The organism is Pseudomonas sp. NPDC087814, assembly GCF_044742865.1.
Lineage (GTDB): Bacteria > Pseudomonadota > Gammaproteobacteria > Pseudomonadales > Pseudomonadaceae > Aquipseudomonas.
The window spans coordinates 275,028-292,765 of the sequence record NZ_JBIUVK010000002.1; the positions used below are offsets into that span (position 1 = coordinate 275,028).

Below are 17,738 nucleotides of genomic sequence, written 5' to 3' on the forward strand. Positions count from 1 at the left end.
GGCTATAATCGCCGCCACCTTTCGCCGCCATCCGAGTCAAGCCCGCCCATGTATACCCTGGCCCGCCAGCTGTTGTTCAAACTCTCTCCGGAAACTTCCCACGATCTGTCCCTGGACTTGATCGGTGCCGGTGGCCGCCTGGGGCTCAATGGCCTGGTGTGCAAGGCCCCGGCGAAAATGCCGGTGTCGGTGATGGGGCTTGATTTCCCCAACCCGGTAGGCCTGGCTGCGGGTTTGGACAAAAACGGTGCAGCCATCGACGGTTTTGCGCAGCTGGGTTTTGGCTTTGTCGAAATCGGCACCGTGACCCCACGGCCGCAGCCAGGCAACCCGAAGCCGCGGATCTTCCGCCTGCCGGAAGCCGAGGCGATCATCAATCGCATGGGCTTCAACAACCTGGGTGTGGATAACCTGCTGTCACGGGTTCAGGCGGCTAAGTACACCGGTATCCTCGGGATCAATATCGGCAAGAACTTCGACACGCCGGTGGAGCGTGCGGTGGATGACTATCTGATTTGCCTGGACAAGGTCTACGCCCACGCCAGCTACGTCACGGTCAACGTCAGCTCGCCTAACACCCCGGGCCTGCGCAGCCTGCAGTTTGGCGACTCCCTCAAGCAACTGCTCGAAGCCTTGCGCCAGCGCCAGGAAGATTTGGCTGTGCGCCACGGCAAGCGTGTGCCCCTGGCAATCAAGATTGCCCCGGACATGAACGACGAAGAGACCGTACTGGTGGCCCAGGCCCTGGTGGATTCGGGCATGGATGCGGTGATCGCCACCAACACCACCCTGAGCCGCGTCGGTGTCGAAGGCCTGGCGTATGGTGACGAAGCGGGCGGCCTGTCCGGTGCGCCGGTACGCGACCAGAGCACCCACATCGTCAAGGTGCTGGCGGCCGAGTTGGCAGGGCGCTTGCCGATCATTGCCGTGGGTGGCATCACCGAGGGCAAGCACGCGGCCGAGAAAATCGCCGCCGGCGCGAGCCTGGTGCAGTTGTACTCCGGCTTTATCTACAAGGGCCCGGCGTTGATTCGCCAGGCGGTGGATGCGATTGCGGCATTGCCGCGCGGCTGACAACAGGCAATAAAAAGGGCTCCTTGAAGGAGCCCCTGGGCCGAAGCCCGCCGCCCGGATGGGGCGTGCGTGGTTAAGTGGTTGCGTATTCGTGCTGGTGTCGGAATTAAATGCCCTTGATTAGCCGACGGCGTGAAGTTCGTTGAGTCTGTGGATTCCCGCAGTGCCAGTCATACCGTCCCAGTTGTCGCCGCGTCCTTCTCGCCAGCCGTTGATCCAGGCTTGGCGTACCGACGGTAGAGTAAATGGGCAAAGCTCACGGGATTTGCCATGAACGCCATATTGATATCCGCGTAAAAATGCTCTTTCCAACGGATCACGCTTAAGTCTTCTCATAGGGTGTTTCCCTCACTTGTTGACTGTCTTGATATCCTTCGGCCTCGTCCGAGGCCGGGCAGAGTTTTTCTGCCGTTGGTGCGCTCGCTGCCGGCGTGGCGAGCTATGTGTCGGCGTCGTTACGGCGCCAACCTGTGTTGAGTTCTAACCAATAGGTCACATGGATTCAATGATCGTTTTGTCATAAGCACGTAACGATAACGATGCTATAGCCATAAGCTGGGATGGCTTTTCGCCCCTTTTATTGGGCAAACCCAGCTATGATGTGCCCTTCAAAGAGGATGGGTTTAATCCTTTAGTGAGAATGTCCGCCTGTTGCAGTCGGTTATTATTCGACGAAGGGTCGGAATGTTTCTTTTTGTTGCTTCAAATACTTGAACTGCCCCGTCGATAAAGGCCCGAAAGGCCGGTAGCCGGGGTGGAACGGCACATTCGTGCCACACGAGCGCTCTTCAAGAAAAGCGCTTGATTGAAAACCGAACGCGCGATGCGTCGCCCGTTCACTTATTGCTGAAAAGCCTGGAATGCCCCATGTCGGACCGTTTTGAACTCTTCCTCACTTGCCCCAAGGGCCTCGAAGGCCTGCTGATCGAGGAAGCCGTGGGGCTTGGCCTTGAGGAAGCCCGCGAGCACACCTCGGCCGTGCGCGGCATGGCCGACATGGAGACCGCCTACCGCCTGTGCCTCTGGTCGCGCCTGGCCAACCGCGTGTTGCTGGTGCTCAAGCGCTTCCCGATGAAGGACGCCGAAGACCTGTACCACGGGGTGCTGGACATCGAGTGGGAAGACCACATGCTCGCCGACGGCACCCTGGCCGTTGAATTCAGCGGCCATGGCTCTGGCATCGACAACACCCACTTCGGCGCGCTGAAGGTCAAGGATGCGATTGTCGACAAGCTGCGCACCCCGACCGGCGAACGTCCATCCATCGACAAGATCAACCCGGACCTGCGCATCCACCTGCGCCTGGACCGTGGCGAAGCGATCCTTTCCCTTGATTTGTCCGGCCACAGCCTGCACCAGCGCGGCTACCGCCTGCAGCAGGGCGCGGCACCGTTGAAAGAGAACCTGGCGGCGGCGATCCTGATTCGCTCCGGCTGGCCGCGCATCGCTGCCGAAGGCGGCGCGCTGACGGACCCGATGTGCGGCGTCGGTACCTTCCTGGTGGAAGGCGCGATGATCGCCGCCGACATGGCGCCCAACCTGAACCGTGAGCTGTGGGGTTTCACCGCCTGGCTTGGCCACGTTCCGGCGCTGTGGAAAAAACTTCACACAGAGGCCAGCGAACGTGCCGCCATCGGCATGGCCAAGCCACCGCTGTGGATTCGTGGTTACGAGGCGGATCCTCGCCTGATCCAACCCGCCCGTAACAACATCGAACGCGCAGGCCTTAGCCACTGGATCAAGATCTACCAGGGCGAAGTCGGTACCTTCGAGCCGCGTCCGGACCAGAACCAGAAAGGCCTGGTGATCTGCAACCCGCCGTATGGCGAGCGTCTGGGTGATGAAGCCAGCCTGTTGTACCTCTATCAGAACCTCGGCGAGCGTCTGCGCCAGGCGTGCCTGGGCTGGGAAGCGGCGGTGTTCACCGGTGCTCCGGACCTGGGCAAGCGCATGGGCATCCGCAGCCACAAACAGTATTCGTTCTGGAACGGCGCCTTGCCGTGCAAATTGCTGCTGATCAAGGTCACCCCGGATCAGTTCGTCACCGGCGAGCGTCGCACCCCGGAACAACGCCAGGCCGAGCGCGAGCAAGCGGCCTACGACCAGGCGCCGACCGAGCCGCAAGAGCGCCAGTACAACAAGAACGGGAATCCGATCAAACCCGCCCCGGCCCCAGTGGTCGAGCAGGCGCGCTTGAGCGAAGGCGGGCAGATGTTTGCCAACCGCCTGCAAAAGAACCTGAAACTGCTGGGCAAGTGGGCCAAGCGCGAAGGCGTCGATTGCTACCGTGTGTACGATGCCGACATGCCGGAATACTCCATGGCCATCGACCTGTACCACGACTGGGTCCACGTCCAGGAATACGTGGCGCCGAAGTCGATTGACCCGGAAAAAGCTTCGGCACGCATGTTCGATGCCCTGGCGGCCATTCCCCAGGCGCTGGGCATCGACAAGAACCGTGTGGTGGTCAAGCGTCGCGAACGCCAGAGCGGCACCAAGCAGTACGAGCGCCAGAGCGCCCAGGGCAAGTTCACCGAGGTCAGCGAAGGCGGCGTCAAGTTGCTGGTCAACCTGACCGATTACCTGGACACCGGCCTGTTCCTCGACCACCGTCCAATGCGCATGCGCATCCAGAAAGAGGCGGCCGGCAAGCGCTTCCTCAACCTGTATTGCTACACCGCCACCGCCAGTGTGCACGCCGCCAAGGGTGGTGCGCGCAGCACCACCAGCGTCGACCTGTCGAAGACCTACCTGGACTGGGCGCGCCGCAACTTCTCCCTCAACGGTTTCTCCGACAAGAACCGCCTGGAGCAGGGCGACGTGATGGCCTGGCTGGAAGCCAGCCGCGATGAGTTCGACATGATCTTCATCGACCCGCCGACCTTCTCCAACTCCAAGCGCATGGAAGGCATCTTCGACGTGCAACGCGACCACGTGCAGTTGCTGGACCTGGCCATGGCACGCCTGGCGCCGGGCGGCGTGTTGTACTTCTCGAACAACTTCCGCAAGTTCCAGCTGGAAGACAACCTCGTCGAGCGGTATGCCGTCGAAGAGATCAGCGACAAGACCATCGACCCGGATTTTGCGCGTAACGCCAAGATCCATCGGGCGTGGAAAATCACCGCGCGCTGATCACTGCGTTCTGAAGCCGCAGGCCCGGATCATTTCGGCCTTGCGGCTTTTTTTTGCGCTGGTCAAACGCAAGTCCTGTGGCTATAACTTAGGGCCTGGCCAAAGTGACGCACCCGCACGCTGGCGTTCCGAGTCTTGTCTATGCCGCTGCATGCCGTCCGCCCGAAAATCCTAGGCTTTATCAGTGAGCAGGTGTCGGCGTGGCTGGTGGCGGTGGTGGTGTTGCTGGCCGGTATCGCGCTGACGATTGTCGTCGCCTGGGCCGCGTCAGAGCTTTACCAGCAGCAGATGCGCCAGCGCTTTCAACTGCTGGTCAACGAGCGTTACAGCCGCCTCCAGGAGCGTTTCGAGGACCAGGAACAACGCCTGGGCAGCCTGCGGCGGTTCTTCGTCAATTCAAATACAGTCTCGCGCAAAGAGTTCGAAGGGTTCGCGCAGCCCTTGCTGTTGCGTACCCGCGCCTATGCCTGGGCACCCCGGGTTTTGCGTGACCAGCGCGGTGCGTTCGAGCAGGCAATCACGGCGGAGCGCGGTGCGAATTTCTCCATTCGTGAATTGAATGCGGCGGGCGAACTGACCCCGGCGACTGATCGCGATGAGTATGTGCCGGTGCTGTACAGCCAGACCCAGAGCATTCTCGGCTCGCCGCTGGGTTTTGACCTGTTGGCCCAGCCACTGCGGCGCTCGACGGTGGAGCGTGCGCAACAGTCAGGGAAGATGGCGGTGTCCCAGCCCATGCAACTGGTGGGTGTGGAGCCGGCCTATGCCATGGGTGTATTGCTGGTGGCACCGGTCAGCCGGGCACCGACGACACAAGTGCCCAACAGTGAACCTTACGGCTACGTCATGGCGGTGATCAGCATGCGCCAGCTGGTGGCCGATGGCTTGCCCAAGGCCGCACGGGACAACCTGGTGATGCAGATTGTCGACACCTCCGATGCAGAGCAACGGGTGTTGTACGAATCCAGCAACCCCGTGGCAGACAGTGACCTGGTGGCAGCACGCCGGCTGACGCTCGGCGACCACGTCTACGCCTTGAGCCTGCGCCCCAGCCAGGTGTTCCAGCAGGGCAATCACTCGTCGCTGGTCAGTATCCTGGTCATGGGCAGCCTGCTGAGTGTGCTGCTCAGTGCGTTGCTCTACGTGGTGGTCAGCCAGCGCCAGCGCGCATTGAAGCTGGTGGAGCAGCGCACCGCCCAATTGCGTCAGCGGGAACAGGAACTGCGAGGCACCCACGGCCAACTGCGCAGCGTGCTCAATGCGGCCACCCAGGTGGCGATCATCGCGACGGACTTGCGCGGTGTGATCACCACTTTCAACGCCGGCGCCGAGCAGATGCTGGGCTTTGAAGCACAAGAGGTACTGGGCCACCTGACCCTCGAAAGCCTGCACCTGGCCCCCGAGCTGGAAGCCCGTGCCGCGCAATTGAGCGCAATCCTCGGCAAGCGCATCGCGCCAGCCCAGGCGATGCTGGTGGACAGCGCCGATGCAGTGCATGAGGCCCGCGAGTGGACGCTGGTACGCAAGGACGGCAGTCAACTGACGGTGAACATGCTCGCCACTGTTCTGCTGGACGAGCATGGCCTGTGGGTCGGGCACCTGGCGATCTGCCTGGATGTCACCGAGCAGAAGCGCGCCTATGAGGCACTGGCCGCGCGGGACCGCCTGCTGAAGAAACTCAGCGCCCATGTGCCCGGCGGTATTTTCCAGTTCGTCCTGGAACCGAACAATGTCTCGCGGTTCATTTATGCCAGCGATGGCATCCGCGACATCTACGAAATCGAGCCTGGGGTGTTGCAGCAGGATGCGCGAAAGGTCTTCGAGCGGATTCATCCGCTGGATGTCGAGCGGGTACGGGAGTCCATTCGCCTGTCCACCCTGCAACTGAGCCATTGGCGTGAAGAATACCGGGTGCAGTTGCCCCATCGGGGGCTGCGCTGGGTTCGCGGTGAGGCGACGCCGGAAGAGCTGGCCGGTGGCGGTACGTTATGGCATGGCTATGTGTCGGATATTTCCGATCTCAAGCGGGTCGAGGAAGAGCTGCGGGCGCTGTCGATTACCGATTCCCTGACCGGCATTCATAACCGACGCTACTTCCAGGACCGGCTGAAGGCCGAGATGATCCGGGTCAAGCGTGCCTCGGGGGCGTTGTCGGTGATCATGTTCGACATCGATCACTTCAAGCGCATCAACGACCAGCATGGTCACGCGGTGGGTGATGAAGTGCTCAAGGAGTTATGCCGGCGCATCAGCCAGCGGTTACGACGCACGGATGTGTTTTGCCGGCTGGGCGGCGAGGAGTTTGTGGTGCTGTGCGCCAATACCGACGGCAGCCAGGCGTTCAATGTTGCCCTGGAGTTGTGGCAGGCGTTGCGCGGTGAGCCGATGGAAGGTGTCGGCACGGTGACGGCGAGCTTCGGGGTCGCCAGTTGGCGGGTCGAGGAGGGCGTCGACAGCTTGTTGCTGCGGGCGGATTCGGGTGTCTATGCCGCCAAGCAGGCGGGCAGGGACAGGGTTGAGGCGGAGCGGGTGCTTGCCTGAAGTGCACGGCCATTCAAGCTATTAGAGATCAATGTGGGAGCTGGCTAGCCTGCGATAGCATCACCTCGGTATTCCTGATAGACCGAGGCGTCTGCATCGCAGGCAAGCCAGCTCCCACATTTGATATTTGCTGCTGTTAGAGGACCGGGGCCGCCGCCGCCAGTTTCGGCTGGCGATACAGGTCCAGCAGCACCTGGTCCAGTACCGAGGACGCGCCCCACGGTTTCGGATCGTTGAGAATCGCCACCACAGCCCAGGTATTGCCATTGTTGTCGCGGCTGAACCCGGCAATCGCCCGCACGGTGTTCAGGGTGCCGGTCTTGACGTGGGCTTCGCCGCGCATGGCCGTGGTCTTCAGGCGTTTACGCATGGTGCCGTCGGTGCCGGCAATCGGCAGCGAACTGATGTACTCCGCCGCGTACGGGCTTCTCCACGCCGCTTGCAGCATGGTCGCCATTTCGCGGGCGCTGACCCGTTCAGCACGGGACAGGCCGGAGCCGTTCTCCATCACCAGGTGCGGCGCGGTGATGCCTTTTTTCGCCAGCCACTGGCGCACCACGCGCTGGGCGGCCTTGGCGTCGTCGCCGTCGGCATCGGTGCGGTACTGCGCACCCAGGCTCAGGAACAACTGCTGGGCCATGGTGTTGTTACTGTATTTGTTGATGTCGCGGATGATCTCCGCCAGGTCCGGCGAGAACGCACGAGCCAGCACTTTGGCGTTCTTCGGTACCGGCGCCTGGATGTCGCGGCCCTGGATGCTGCCGCCCAGTTCCTTCCAGATCGCCCGAACGGCGCCGGCGGTGTAGGTGGCGTGGTCCAGCAACGACAGATACGTCTGCGAACTGCAGCCGTCCGCCAACTGGCCGCTGACGGTCACGGTGACGCTGCCGTCGGCGGCGGTCATCGGGCTGTAGCGCACATCGCCGGTGCATTGCTTGGCGTTGGAGACCTTGACCTGGTTGTCGATGCGGATGCTCGCAATCGGCGGCTCGACCGACACCAGCACCTTGCCCGAATCATTGCGGGTGACGAAGCGCAGCGCCTTGAGGTTGACCATCAAGGCATCGGGCTTGACCAGGAACGGCTTGTTCTCGTCGTTGCCGTCGTCATTGAACTCCGGCAGTTGCGGCGGGATGAAGAAGCCACGGTCCAGCACCAGGTCGCCGGTCACTTGCTGCACGCCATTGGCCCGCAGGTCGCGCATCAGCAGCCAGAGTTTTTCCATGTTCAGCTTGGGGTCGCCGCCGCCCTTGAGGTACAGGTTGCCGTTCAGGATCCCGCCGCTCAGGGTGCCGTCGGTGTAGAACTCGGTTTTCCACTGATGGTTGGGACCGAGCATTTCCAGGGCCGCGTAGGTGGTGACCAGCTTCATGGTCGAGGCCGGGTTGACCGACACGTCGGCGTTGAACACGGTAGGTGTGCCCGGGCCATTGAGGGGAATCATCACCAGGGACAGGGCATTGTTTTGCAGCTTGGCTTTCTGGAGGGCTTCCTGGACCTTGGGCGGCAGGGAAGTGTTGATCGGGGCGGCGGTAACGGAAAAGGCCAGGGGCAGAAGAAAACTGGCGAGTAACAGTGGACGCAAAGATTTGATCATAAGAATTAAAACCCTACTGCTGAGGGGGTAAAAAGGTGAGGGGTATGTACGAAAAATCCCTCAATGGTCATGAAAGTGTCGGCATTATGCCCCAAGGCTGTCGCACTTGTGGCTGAACGATAGCTGCAATTGGCGGTTTTTTTTACTGGCACTCTGCCGCCTGTCCCAGAGAATCGGGCAAAGGCCTGCTTAAACTGCTAAAGTGCCGCCCGTTATTACTTAAGAGGATTGTTCCAATGGCGACTAACCGTTCCCGGCGTCTGCGCAAAAAACTGTGCGTTGATGAATTTCAAGAGCTGGGTTTCGAACTGAACCTGGACTTCAAAGAAGGTTTGGACGATGAAGCGGTTGACGCTTTCCTCGAAGCATTCCTGACTGAAGCGATGGACGGCAACGGCCTGGACTACGTCGGCGGTGATGACTTCGGTCTGGTTTGCAAAGCCACCCGTGGTTCGGTCAACGAAGAACAGCGTGCCGCTGTTGAAGCGTGGCTGAAGGCTCGTCCAGAGCTGACCCGCGTTGAAGTCAGCGCCCTGCTGGACGCTTGGCACCCAGAAAAGCCGATTAATCCGGCAGTCTGATGTCATGAAAAAGCGACCCGCCCGGGTCGCTTTTTCGTTACTGGGTCTAAAGAATCAGGCCTTGCGCCAGTTCAGAATCACCAGCGTCAACACCCCCGCGACAATTCCCCAGAACGCCGAACCGATGGAAAACAACGTCAACCCCGACGCTGTGACCATGAAGGTGATCAACGCAGCTTCCCGTTCCCTGGGTTCATTCATGGCGATGCTCAGGCCATTGATGATCGAGCCAAACAACGCCAGTGCCGCAATCGACAGCACCAGTTCCTTGGGCAGGGCGGCGAACAACGCGGCCAATGTCGCGCCAAACACCCCGGCGATCCCGTAGAAAATCCCGCACCAAACCGCGGCGGTGTAGCGCTTGTTGCGATCCTCATGGGCATGAGGGCCGGTGCAGATCGCCGCGCTGATGGCTGCCAGGTTGATGCCATGGGAGCCAAACGGCGCCAGCACCAGCGAGGCCAGGCCGGTGGTAGTAATCAATGGCGACGCCGGTACGTTATAGCCGTCGGCCCGCAGCACCGCGACACCCGGCATGTTCTGGGAGGTCATGGCCACCACGAACAACGGGATGCCGATGCTGATGGTCGCGGCCAGGGAGAAGTGCGGCGTGGTCCACACCGGCGTTGCCACTTCCAGGTGAAAGCCACTGAAATCCAGCAGCCCCATCAGCCCGGACAGTGCCGTGCCGATCAGCAGTGCCGCGAGCACGGCATAACGCGGCGACAGGCGCTTGATGACCAGGTAAGTGAAGAACATCCCCAGTACCAGCCCGGTACGGTGCTGCGCGGCGACGAAAATCTCGCTGCCGATCTTGAACAGAATCCCCGCCAGCAAGGCGGCCGCCAGGGACGCCGGGATGCGCTTGACGAGTTTTTCGAAGCTGCCGGTGAGCCCGCAGATCGTCACCAGCACCGCGCAGGTGATGTAGGCGCCGATGGCCTCGCCGTAGCTGACGCCGCCCAGGCTGGTGATCAACAGCGCCGCGCCCGGTGTGGACCAGGCAATGGTGATCGGCGTGCGGTAGCGCAAGGACAGGCCAATGCTGCACACCGCCATGCCGATGGAGATCGCCCAGATCCACGAGGAAATCTGCGCGGTGGTCAGGCCGGCGGCCTGGCCAGCCTGAAACATCAGCACCAGGGAGCTGGTGTAGCCGGTCATCATGGCGATGAAACCGGCGACGATGGCCGAAGGCGAAGTGTCGGCCAGTGGGCGTAATCGCGCTTGGGGGACGTCGGACATGGGGCGGTGTTCCTTTTACCGGGCTGTCTGTAGGAGCGAGCTTGCTCGCGAAGGTCGTTAACGATGACGCTGGCATCCTGACTGAATGCGGTGCTTATACGTTTTTCGCGAGCAAGCTCGCTCCTACAAAGGAGAAAGTGCGGAATCAAGCCTAAACTCAAACGTAACGATTCATTGCAATACAGCCGGCGCCGCAAACAGCCGTACAGTGTGTTGGCGCACTGGGTTGTGTACAATGTGCGCTGATTTTACGCGATACTTGCCAGCGACCCTCTGTGCCGTATTACAGTCAACGTCAATTCGCCGCCGTTCTCCCGACCCGAGTGCCCATGAACGAACAGTTGCAGCCCCTCAAGAAACAGCCGCGAGCCGGTAAGGCCGGTCGCAGTGGAACCCAGGACGATATCGTCTACGCGCATATCTTCGAGGCGATCCTCGAACAACGCCTGGCGCCCGGTACCAAATTGAGTGAAGAAGCGCTGGGCGAAATCTTCGGCGTCAGCCGCACCATCATTCGCCGCGCGCTGTCGCGCCTGGCCCATGAAGGCGTGGTACTGCTGCGGCCCAATCGTGGTGCGGTAGTGGCCAGCCCGAGCGTCGAGGAAGCCCGCCAGGTATTCCTCGCCCGGCGCCTGGTGGAGCGTGCGATCACTGAATTGGCGGTGCAGCATGCCACGGCCGAGCAACTGGCCGAGCTGCGGCAGATGGTCAACGACGAGCGCGACAGCTTCTCCCGGGGCGATCGCGGCGCGGGCATCCGGCTTTCCGGCGAGTTCCACCTGAAGCTGGCCGAGGCGGCGAAGAATGCGCCGCTGATCAGTTTCCAGCGCAGTCTGGTGTCCCAGACCTCGTTGATCATCGCCCAGTACGAAAGCGGCAACCGCTCGCACTGTTCCTACGATGAGCACACGCAGTTGATCGACGCGATCGAAGCGCGGGATGCGGATTTGGCGGTGAACCTGATGATGCATCACATGGATCACATCGACAGCAAGCTCAACCTCGATGAGGAAAGCGCTTCTGACGATCTGCATGCAGTGTTCTCGCATCTGTTGCAGACAAAGAAGCCGGGGCGCTCGTCTGTAAAACTGTAATTTTCCAGGCTCGCCACTAACTAAATGTGGGAGCGGGCTTGCTCGCGAAGGCGGTGGATCAGTCAGCACATCCAGCGACTGACACACCGCCTTCGCGAGCAAGCCCGCTCCCACATTTGTTTTGTTGTACCTGTTAAATCAGCGTTGGTGCACCAATTGCCCCGCCGCATACGTCTGCAACACCGCCCGGTCATCCCCCAGTGTCATCAACACAAACAGCGTCTCGGCGATGTTATTGGCCTGCTTCAGGCGATAGCTGAGCAGCGGGGTGGCGTTGTAATCCAGTACCAGGAAGTCCGCATCAGTGCCGGGTTGCAGCGTGCCGATCTTGTCTTCCAGACGCAGCGCCCGCGCACCACCCAGGGTCGCCAGGTACAACGACTTGAACGGACTCAAGCGCGCCCCTTGCAGTTGCATCACCTTGTACGCTTCGTTCAGGGTTTGCAGCAGCGAGAAGCTGGTGCCACCGCCGACGTCCGTACCCAGGCCGACATTCAGCTTGTGCTTCTCGGCCATCGGCAGGTTGAACAAACCGCTGCCCAGGAAGAAGTTCGATGTCGGGCAGAACGCGACTGCCGAACCGGCTTCTGCCAACCGCGCGCATTCGTCGTCGCACAGGTGCACACCGTGGGCGAACACCGAGCGTTCACCCAGCAGTTTGTAATGGTCGTACACGTCCAGGTAGCCCTTGCGCTCCGGGAACAGTTCTTTCACCCATTCCACTTCCTGCAGGTTTTCACTGATGTGAGTCTGCATGTAGAGGTCCGGGTATTCCCCCAGCAGCTGCCCGGCGAGGGTCAGTTGTTCAGGTGTACTGGTCGGTGCGAAACGTGGCGTCACCGCGTAGTGCAAACGGCCCTTGCCGTGCCAGCGCTCGATCAGCGCCTTGCTCTCCGCGTAGCCGGATTCGGCGGTGTCGGTCAAATAGTCCGGCGCGTTGCGGTCCATCATTACCTTGCCGGCGATCATCCGCAGGTCGAGCTTCTCGGCCGCTTCAAAAAACGAGTTCACTGACTGCGGGTGCACGCTGCCAAATACCAGCGCGGTGGTGGTGCCGTTGCGCAGCAGTTCCTTGATGAAAATATCCGCGACTTCTTCGGCGTGGGCCTTGTCGGCGAACTGGCTTTCACACGGGAAGGTGTAGGTGTTGAGCCAGTCCAGCAACTGCTCGCCATAGGCACCGACCATGCCGGTCTGTGGCAGGTGGATGTGGGTGTCGATCAGGCCGGGGGTGATCAGCGCGTCCTGGTAATGGGTGACTTCGATGTCGGCGGGCAGGCTGGCGAGCAAGTCGCTGGCGTGGCCAAGGGCACTGATCTGGCCGTTGTCGATCACCAGCAGGCCGTCCTCGAAATATTCGTAGGAGGCTTCGATCCCCACTTCGGCAGGGTCGGCGATGCTGTGCAAAATGGCGGCACGGTAGGCTTTGCGTGTCAAAGGCATGGTCGTCTCAGTTAGTCGCTTGGCTTCGGCGGGATACCGGCAGCAGTTTGGCAATGGGTTCGGCGCTCGCAGTGTGCTGGCCGAAGTTGGCGTTATAGGTGGCGATGATTTCGCCGGCGATGGAGATGGCGATTTCCACAGGCAGTTTGCCTTTGACCTCGGTCAGCCCCATCGGGCAATGCATGCGTTGCAGTTGCGCGGTGTCGAAACCGCGATCCCGCAGGCGGTGTTCAAACTTGACGCGTTTGGTCTTCGAGCCGATCAGGCCGAAGTAGGTGAAGTCATTGCGCTTGAGCAGGGCGGCGGTGAGTTCCAGGTCCAGCGCGTGGTTGTGGGTCATGACGATGCAGTAACTGCCCACAGGCAAGTGGTCGATTTCATCCACCGGCTCTTCGCTGACGATTTTACGCACGCCTTGGGGGATGTGTTCCGGGAATTCCTGTTCCCGGGAATCGATCCAGCGCACCCGGCACGGCAGGCTGGCCAGCAACGGCACCAGCGCGCGGCCCACGTGGCCGGCGCCGAACACCGCGATCTGCGCCTGCACCTGGCCCATGGGTTCGAACAACAGCACCGTCACGCCGCCGCAGCACTGGCCCAGGCTGGCGCCGAGGCTGAAGCGCTCCAGGTGGGTGTTTTGCTGGCCGCGCACAAGCATGTCCCGGGCGATCTGCATCGCCTTGTATTCCAGGTGCCCGCCACCGATGGTGTCGAACGTCTGGGCGGCACTGATGACCATCTTCGAGCCGGCGTTGCGCGGCGTGGAGCCGAGCTCTTCGATGATGGTCACCAGCACGCAGGGTTCACCCTGGTTCTGCAGGTCGGCGAGGGCGCTGATCCAGTTGTTCATGTTTACCTCAGCATCTCTGTTGTCAGTTCGACCGCTATCGCAGGCAAGCCAGCTCCCACATTTGATTGGGTTCACACATCAAAATGTGGGAGCCGGGCTTGCCCGCGATGGCAGCGCCTCGGTCTAGAGCGAAGCCAGCTCGGTTTCCGTTTCCACAGCTTTTGCAGCGGTCAGTTGGCGCATCTGCTCACAGCCCCACAACACCCGCTCCGGCGTCGCCGGTGCATCGATCTTCGGCTGATGGCGATAGTCACCCAGGCTCGCCACGGCGTCCTTGATCGCACACCACGAGGCAATACCGAGCATGAACGGCGGCTCACCCACGGCCTTGGAATGGAACACCGTGTCTTCCGGGTTCTTGCGGTTTTCCACCAGCTTCACCCGCAGGTCCAGCGGCATGTCGGCCACCGCCGGGATCTTGTAGCTGGCCGGGCCGTTGGTCATCAGCTTGCCCTTGTTATTCCACACAAGCTCTTCCATGGTCAGCCAACCCATGCCCTGGATGAAGCCGCCTTCGACCTGGCCGATGTCGATGGCCGGGTTCAGCGAGGCGCCCACGTCATGCAGGATGTCGGTGCGCAGCATCTTGTACTCGCCGGTCAGCGTGTCGACGATCACCTCGCAACAGGCCGCGCCGAACGCAAAGTAGTAGAACGGCCGCCCACGTGCCTGGCTGCGGTCGTAGAAGATTTTCGGGGTCTTGTAGAAGCCCGTGCTGGAGAGCGACACCTGGGCGAAATACGCCTGCTGGATCAGCGCTTCAAAGGTCAGGATGTGATCGCGGACCCGCACATGCCCGTTGTGGAATTCAACGTCGGCCTCGCTGACTTCATATTTGCGCGCGGCAAATTCCACCAGGCGCTGCTTGATGGTTTCGGCGGCATTCTGTGCGGCTTTACCGTTCAGGTCGGCGCCGCTGGAAGCCGCCGTCGGCGAGGTGTTGGGCACCTTGTCGGTGTTGGTGGCGGTGATCTGCACGCGGTCGATTTCCACCTGGAAAATCTCGGCCACCACCTGCGCGACCTTGATGTTCAACCCCTGGCCCATCTCGGTGCCGCCGTGGTTCAGGTGGATGCTGCCGTCGGTGTAGATGTGGATCAGCGCACCGGCCTGGTTGAGGAAACTGGCGGTGAAGGAAATGCCGAATTTTACCGGCGTCAGGGCCAGGCCTTTTTTCAGGATCGGGCTGTTGGCGTTGTAGCGACGGATCGCTTCGCGGCGCTCGAAATACTGGCTGCTTTGTTCGAGTTCGGCGGTCATCTCTTCGAGCATGTTGTGCTCGACGGTCTGGTAGTAGTGGGTGACGTTGCGCTCGGTCTTGCCGTAGTAGTTGGCCTTGCGCACGGCCAGCGGGTCGAGGGCCAGGTGTCGGGCAATCGCGTCCATCACTTCTTCGATGGCGACCATGCCTTGGGGGCCGCCGAAGCCACGGTAAGCGGTGTTGGAGGCGGTGTTGGTCTTGCAGCGGTGGCCGTTGACGGTGGCGTCGCCCAGGTAATACGAGTTGTCGGAGTGGAACATTGCGCGGTCGACAATCGAGTTCGACAGGTCCGGTGAGCAACCGCAGTTGCCCGCCAGGTCCAGGTTGATGCCGTGCAGCCGGCCACTGTCGTCGAAGCCTACGTCGTACTCGATATAGAACGGGTGGCGCTTGCCGGTCATCAGCATGTCTTCGACACGCGGCAGGCGCATTTTGGTCGGCTGGCCGGTGAGGCGTGCGACCACCGCACACAGGCATGCCGGGCTGGCGGCCTGGGTTTCCTTGCCGCCAAAACCACCGCCCATGCGGCGCATGTCGACCACGATTTTGTTCATCGATACGTTGAGTACTTCGGCCACCAGCTTCTGTACTTCGGTGGGGTTTTGCGTGGAGCAGTAGACGATCATGCCGCCGTCTTCGGTGGGCATCACCGAGGAGATCTGGGTTTCCAGGTAGAAGTGTTCCTGGCCGCCGATGTGCAGGGTGCCCTGGATACGGTTCTTCGCGGTCGCCAGTGCGCCCGCCGAATCACCGCGCTGGTGGGTGTGGCTGTCGAGCACGAAATGTTTTTTGCGAAACGCCTCGACCACGTCCAGCACCGGCTCCAGGTCTTCGTATTCGATCACAGCGGCCATCGCCGCCTTGCGTGCGGTTTCCAGGTCGCGGGCGGCGACGGCCAGCACCACCTGGCCGACGAACTGCACGGTGTCGATGGCCAGCAACGGGTCGCCGGGCATCAACGGGCCGATGTCTTTCAGACCCGGCACGTCTTCGTGGGTGATGACGATGCGCACGCCTTCAAAGGCGTAGCAGGGCGCGGTGTCGATGCTAAGGATCTTCGCGTGGGCGCGGTCCGACATGCGTGCGTAGAGGTGCAACTGGTTGGGAAATTCCAGGCGGTCATCGATGTACTGCGCTTCGCCCGAGACATGCTTGGCGGCGCTGTCGTGCTTGACGCTGCGACCGACGCCGCTGGTCAGGTCCTTGGCAAACAATTCGGCGAGTTCGGCCTGGGATTTTTCCACGGCGTGATGGTTAGACATAAGCGGTCACCCGAGTCTCGATGTGCGGCGTTTGCAGTTCGATGAAGTATTTGCGCAGCAGGTTCTGTGCGCTGAGCAGGCGGTATTCCTTGCTGGCGCGGAAGTCCGACAGCGGAGTGAAATCCTCGGCCAGGGCCGCGCAGGCTTTTTCCACGGTGGCGGAATTCCAGGTGGCGCCGTTCAGTACGGCTTCGCAGTTCTTCGCGCGTTTTGGGGTGGCGGCCATGCCGCCGAACGCCACGCGGGCATCGTCGATCACACCGTTAGTGATCTTCAGGTTGAAGGCCGCGCAGACGGCAGAGATGTCATCGTCCAGGCGCTTGGAAACCTTGTAGGCACGGAACAGCGGCACGCCTTTGGGCACAATGATTTTCTCGATGAATTCGCTGTCCTGGCGGGCAGTGACGCGGTAGTCGATGAAATAGTCTTCCAGCGCCAGGGTACGGCGGGTGTTGCCCTTGCACAGCACGATCTGCGCACCGAGGGCGATCAGCAGTGGCGGCGAGTCACCGATGGGCGAGGCGTTGCCGATATTGCCGCCCAGGGTGCCCTGGTTGCGGATCTGCAACGAGGCGAAGCGGTGGAGCAATTCACCGAAGTCCGGGTATTCGTTGTTGAGTGCGCTGTAGCAGTCGGAGAGTGAGGTGGCGGCGCCGATTTCCAGGCGGTCGTCGAAGCTTTCGATGCGCTTCATCTCTTCGATATTGCCGACGTAGATCATCACCGGCAGCGTGCGGTGGAACTGGGTGACTTCCAGCGCGAGGTCGGTGCCGCCGGCCAACAGCCGGGCTTGTGGGTAAGCGTCGTAAAGGTCCGCCAGGTCGGCGACGGTCAGCGGCACCAGGCAGCGTTTGTCGCCGCTGTTCAACTCGCCGGTTTGCGTCGGGGCGATGGCTTTCAGGCGGGCGATGGTGTCGGCCTGGCGACTGTCGAACTGGTCCTGGGGCTTGTTGCAGCAGGCCTGTTCGGCGGCGGCAAGAATCGGGCGATAGCCGGTGCAGCGGCAGAGGTTGCCGGCCAGGGCTTCGTGGGCCTTTTGGCTGTCGGGTGCATCACTGTTCTTTTGCAGGGCGAACAGCGACATCACAAAGCCCGGGGTGCAGAAGCCGCATTGCGAACCGTGGCACTCCACCATGGCCTGTTGCACGCTGTGGAGTTGGCCCTGGTGCTTGAGGTCTTCGACGCTGATCAGTTGTTTGCCATGCAGGGACGAGACAAACGTCAGGCACGAATTGAGGCTGCGATAGCGAATCTGCTCGGCGCCCTGATCGTCGGTGTGCAACTCGCCGACTACCACGGTGCAGGCGCCACAGTCGCCGCTGGCGCAGCCTTCCTTGGTGCCGGATTTGCCCAGGTGCTCACGCAAATAGTTGAGCACGGTCAGGTTCGGGTCCAGGGCGTGCTCGCTACGGAGCTCCTGGTTTAGTAAAAACTGGATCACGGAAGGCCTCGCAGACTCATTATTGTTGTTAACCGCTTTGCGCCGAATCTAGTCATGTCTGACTTTTCGGTCAACGATTTTCTGACCGAAAGGTCAAGAAAATGCGATATCAACATCCTTAATTATGGTCCAGTTCTCTGGAACCGCCGTTTTTGGGGGCTTCTGGACTTTAATGGCTGCTTATTTCATGCCAAATTCCGCTCTGTGGGCCGTACGC

12 protein-coding genes are annotated in these 17,738 nt (G+C 61.3%); 5 read left to right on the forward strand and 7 right to left on the reverse strand.

The annotated features are described in order from the left end of the window. Positions 1–48: 48 nt before the first annotated feature. Positions 49–1,074 carry a quinone-dependent dihydroorotate dehydrogenase gene (locus ACIOMR_RS03315; protein WP_003219118.1) on the forward strand — a complete coding sequence of 342 codons (1,026 nt, stop codon included), beginning with the start codon at positions 49–51 and terminating at the stop codon, positions 1,072–1,074. Between the two features lie 120 nt (positions 1,075–1,194). On the opposite strand, the gene rmf is transcribed toward ACIOMR_RS03315, so the two are convergent. Beyond that, a complete protein-coding gene (gene rmf / locus ACIOMR_RS03320) occupies positions 1,195–1,410 on the reverse strand; it encodes a ribosome modulation factor (RefSeq protein WP_002553055.1) in 216 nt (71 codons plus the stop codon). Between the two features lie 531 nt (positions 1,411–1,941). Between rmf and rlmKL the strand changes: the two genes are divergently transcribed. Both rlmKL and ACIOMR_RS03330 read left to right on the forward strand, forming a co-directional pair. Beyond that, entirely contained in the window at positions 1,942–4,206 is a 2,265-nt protein-coding gene (gene rlmKL / locus ACIOMR_RS03325) for a bifunctional 23S rRNA (guanine(2069)-N(7))-methyltransferase RlmK/23S rRNA (guanine(2445)-N(2))-methyltransferase RlmL (protein WP_003219107.1), read from the forward strand. 141 nt (positions 4,207–4,347) lie between these two features. Further along, positions 4,348–6,747, forward strand: coding sequence for a diguanylate cyclase (locus ACIOMR_RS03330; protein ID WP_401192159.1), 2,400 nt, complete (start codon positions 4,348–4,350; stop codon positions 6,745–6,747). Positions 6,748–6,883: 136 nt separating this feature from the next. Here the strand turns inward: ACIOMR_RS03330 and dacB are convergent, their stop codons facing one another. Next, the gene (dacB, locus tag ACIOMR_RS03335; protein WP_003219103.1) at positions 6,884–8,344 is read right to left on the reverse strand and encodes a D-alanyl-D-alanine carboxypeptidase/D-alanyl-D-alanine-endopeptidase; all 1,461 of its coding nucleotides are present in this window, start codon (positions 8,342–8,344) and stop codon (positions 6,884–6,886) included. 236 nt (positions 8,345–8,580) lie between these two features. Between dacB and ACIOMR_RS03340 the strand changes: the two genes are divergently transcribed. After that, positions 8,581–8,925 carry a YggL family protein gene (locus ACIOMR_RS03340; protein WP_003219101.1) on the forward strand — a complete coding sequence of 115 codons (345 nt, stop codon included), beginning with the start codon at positions 8,581–8,583 and terminating at the stop codon, positions 8,923–8,925. A gap of 54 nt (positions 8,926–8,979) precedes the next feature. Here ACIOMR_RS03340 and ACIOMR_RS03345 read toward each other — a convergent pair whose 3' ends face one another. Beyond that, the gene (locus ACIOMR_RS03345) at positions 8,980–10,170 is read right to left on the reverse strand and encodes a benzoate/H(+) symporter BenE family transporter (RefSeq protein ID WP_008437554.1); all 1,191 of its coding nucleotides are present in this window, start codon (positions 10,168–10,170) and stop codon (positions 8,980–8,982) included. A 329-nt stretch (positions 10,171–10,499) separates the two neighbouring features. On the opposite strand from ACIOMR_RS03345, the gene ACIOMR_RS03350 reads away from it, so the two are divergent. After that, positions 10,500–11,264, forward strand: coding sequence for a GntR family transcriptional regulator (locus ACIOMR_RS03350; RefSeq protein WP_003219095.1), 765 nt, complete (start codon positions 10,500–10,502; stop codon positions 11,262–11,264). A gap of 138 nt (positions 11,265–11,402) precedes the next feature. Here the strand turns inward: ACIOMR_RS03350 and guaD are convergent, their stop codons facing one another. From guaD to xdhA, 4 genes are all read right to left on the reverse strand, one after another. Next, positions 11,403–12,707 (reverse strand): guanine deaminase, encoded by a 1,305-nt coding sequence (guaD, locus tag ACIOMR_RS03355; RefSeq protein ID WP_003219093.1) that lies wholly within the window; start codon positions 12,705–12,707, stop codon positions 11,403–11,405. Positions 12,708–12,714: 7 nt separating this feature from the next. Beyond that, entirely contained in the window at positions 12,715–13,557 is an 843-nt protein-coding gene (gene xdhC / locus ACIOMR_RS03360) for a xanthine dehydrogenase accessory protein XdhC (protein WP_003219091.1), read from the reverse strand. A gap of 123 nt (positions 13,558–13,680) precedes the next feature. Further along, positions 13,681–16,080, reverse strand: a complete 2,400-nt coding sequence (xdhB, locus tag ACIOMR_RS03365; protein WP_401192166.1) for a xanthine dehydrogenase molybdopterin binding subunit — start codon at positions 16,078–16,080, stop codon at positions 13,681–13,683. After that, the gene (xdhA, locus tag ACIOMR_RS03370) at positions 16,073–17,521 is read right to left on the reverse strand and encodes a xanthine dehydrogenase small subunit (RefSeq protein ID WP_401192169.1); all 1,449 of its coding nucleotides are present in this window, start codon (positions 17,519–17,521) and stop codon (positions 16,073–16,075) included. Before xdhA ends, xdhB begins: the two co-directional genes overlap by 8 nt. Positions 17,522–17,738: the final 217 nt, after the last annotated feature.

Bases quoted from the DNA above. Each gene is read 5' to 3' on its own strand.
- ACIOMR_RS03315 (WP_003219118.1), top strand. From the start codon at position 49: ATGTATACCCTGGCCCGCCAGCTGTTGTTCAAACTCTCTCCGGAAACT.
- rmf (WP_002553055.1), bottom strand. From the start codon at position 1,410: ATGAGAAGACTTAAGCGTGATCCGTTGGAAAGAGCATTTTTACGCGGA.
- rlmKL (WP_003219107.1), top strand. From the start codon at position 1,942: ATGTCGGACCGTTTTGAACTCTTCCTCACTTGCCCCAAGGGCCTCGAA.
- ACIOMR_RS03330 (WP_401192159.1), top strand. From the start codon at position 4,348: ATGCCGCTGCATGCCGTCCGCCCGAAAATCCTAGGCTTTATCAGTGAG.
- dacB (WP_003219103.1), bottom strand. From the start codon at position 8,344: ATGATCAAATCTTTGCGTCCACTGTTACTCGCCAGTTTTCTTCTGCCC.
- ACIOMR_RS03340 (WP_003219101.1), top strand. From the start codon at position 8,581: ATGGCGACTAACCGTTCCCGGCGTCTGCGCAAAAAACTGTGCGTTGAT.
- ACIOMR_RS03345 (WP_008437554.1), bottom strand. From the start codon at position 10,170: ATGTCCGACGTCCCCCAAGCGCGATTACGCCCACTGGCCGACACTTCG.
- ACIOMR_RS03350 (WP_003219095.1), top strand. From the start codon at position 10,500: ATGAACGAACAGTTGCAGCCCCTCAAGAAACAGCCGCGAGCCGGTAAG.
- guaD (WP_003219093.1), bottom strand. From the start codon at position 12,707: ATGCCTTTGACACGCAAAGCCTACCGTGCCGCCATTTTGCACAGCATC.
- xdhC (WP_003219091.1), bottom strand. From the start codon at position 13,557: ATGAACAACTGGATCAGCGCCCTCGCCGACCTGCAGAACCAGGGTGAA.
- xdhB (WP_401192166.1), bottom strand. From the start codon at position 16,080: ATGTCTAACCATCACGCCGTGGAAAAATCCCAGGCCGAACTCGCCGAA.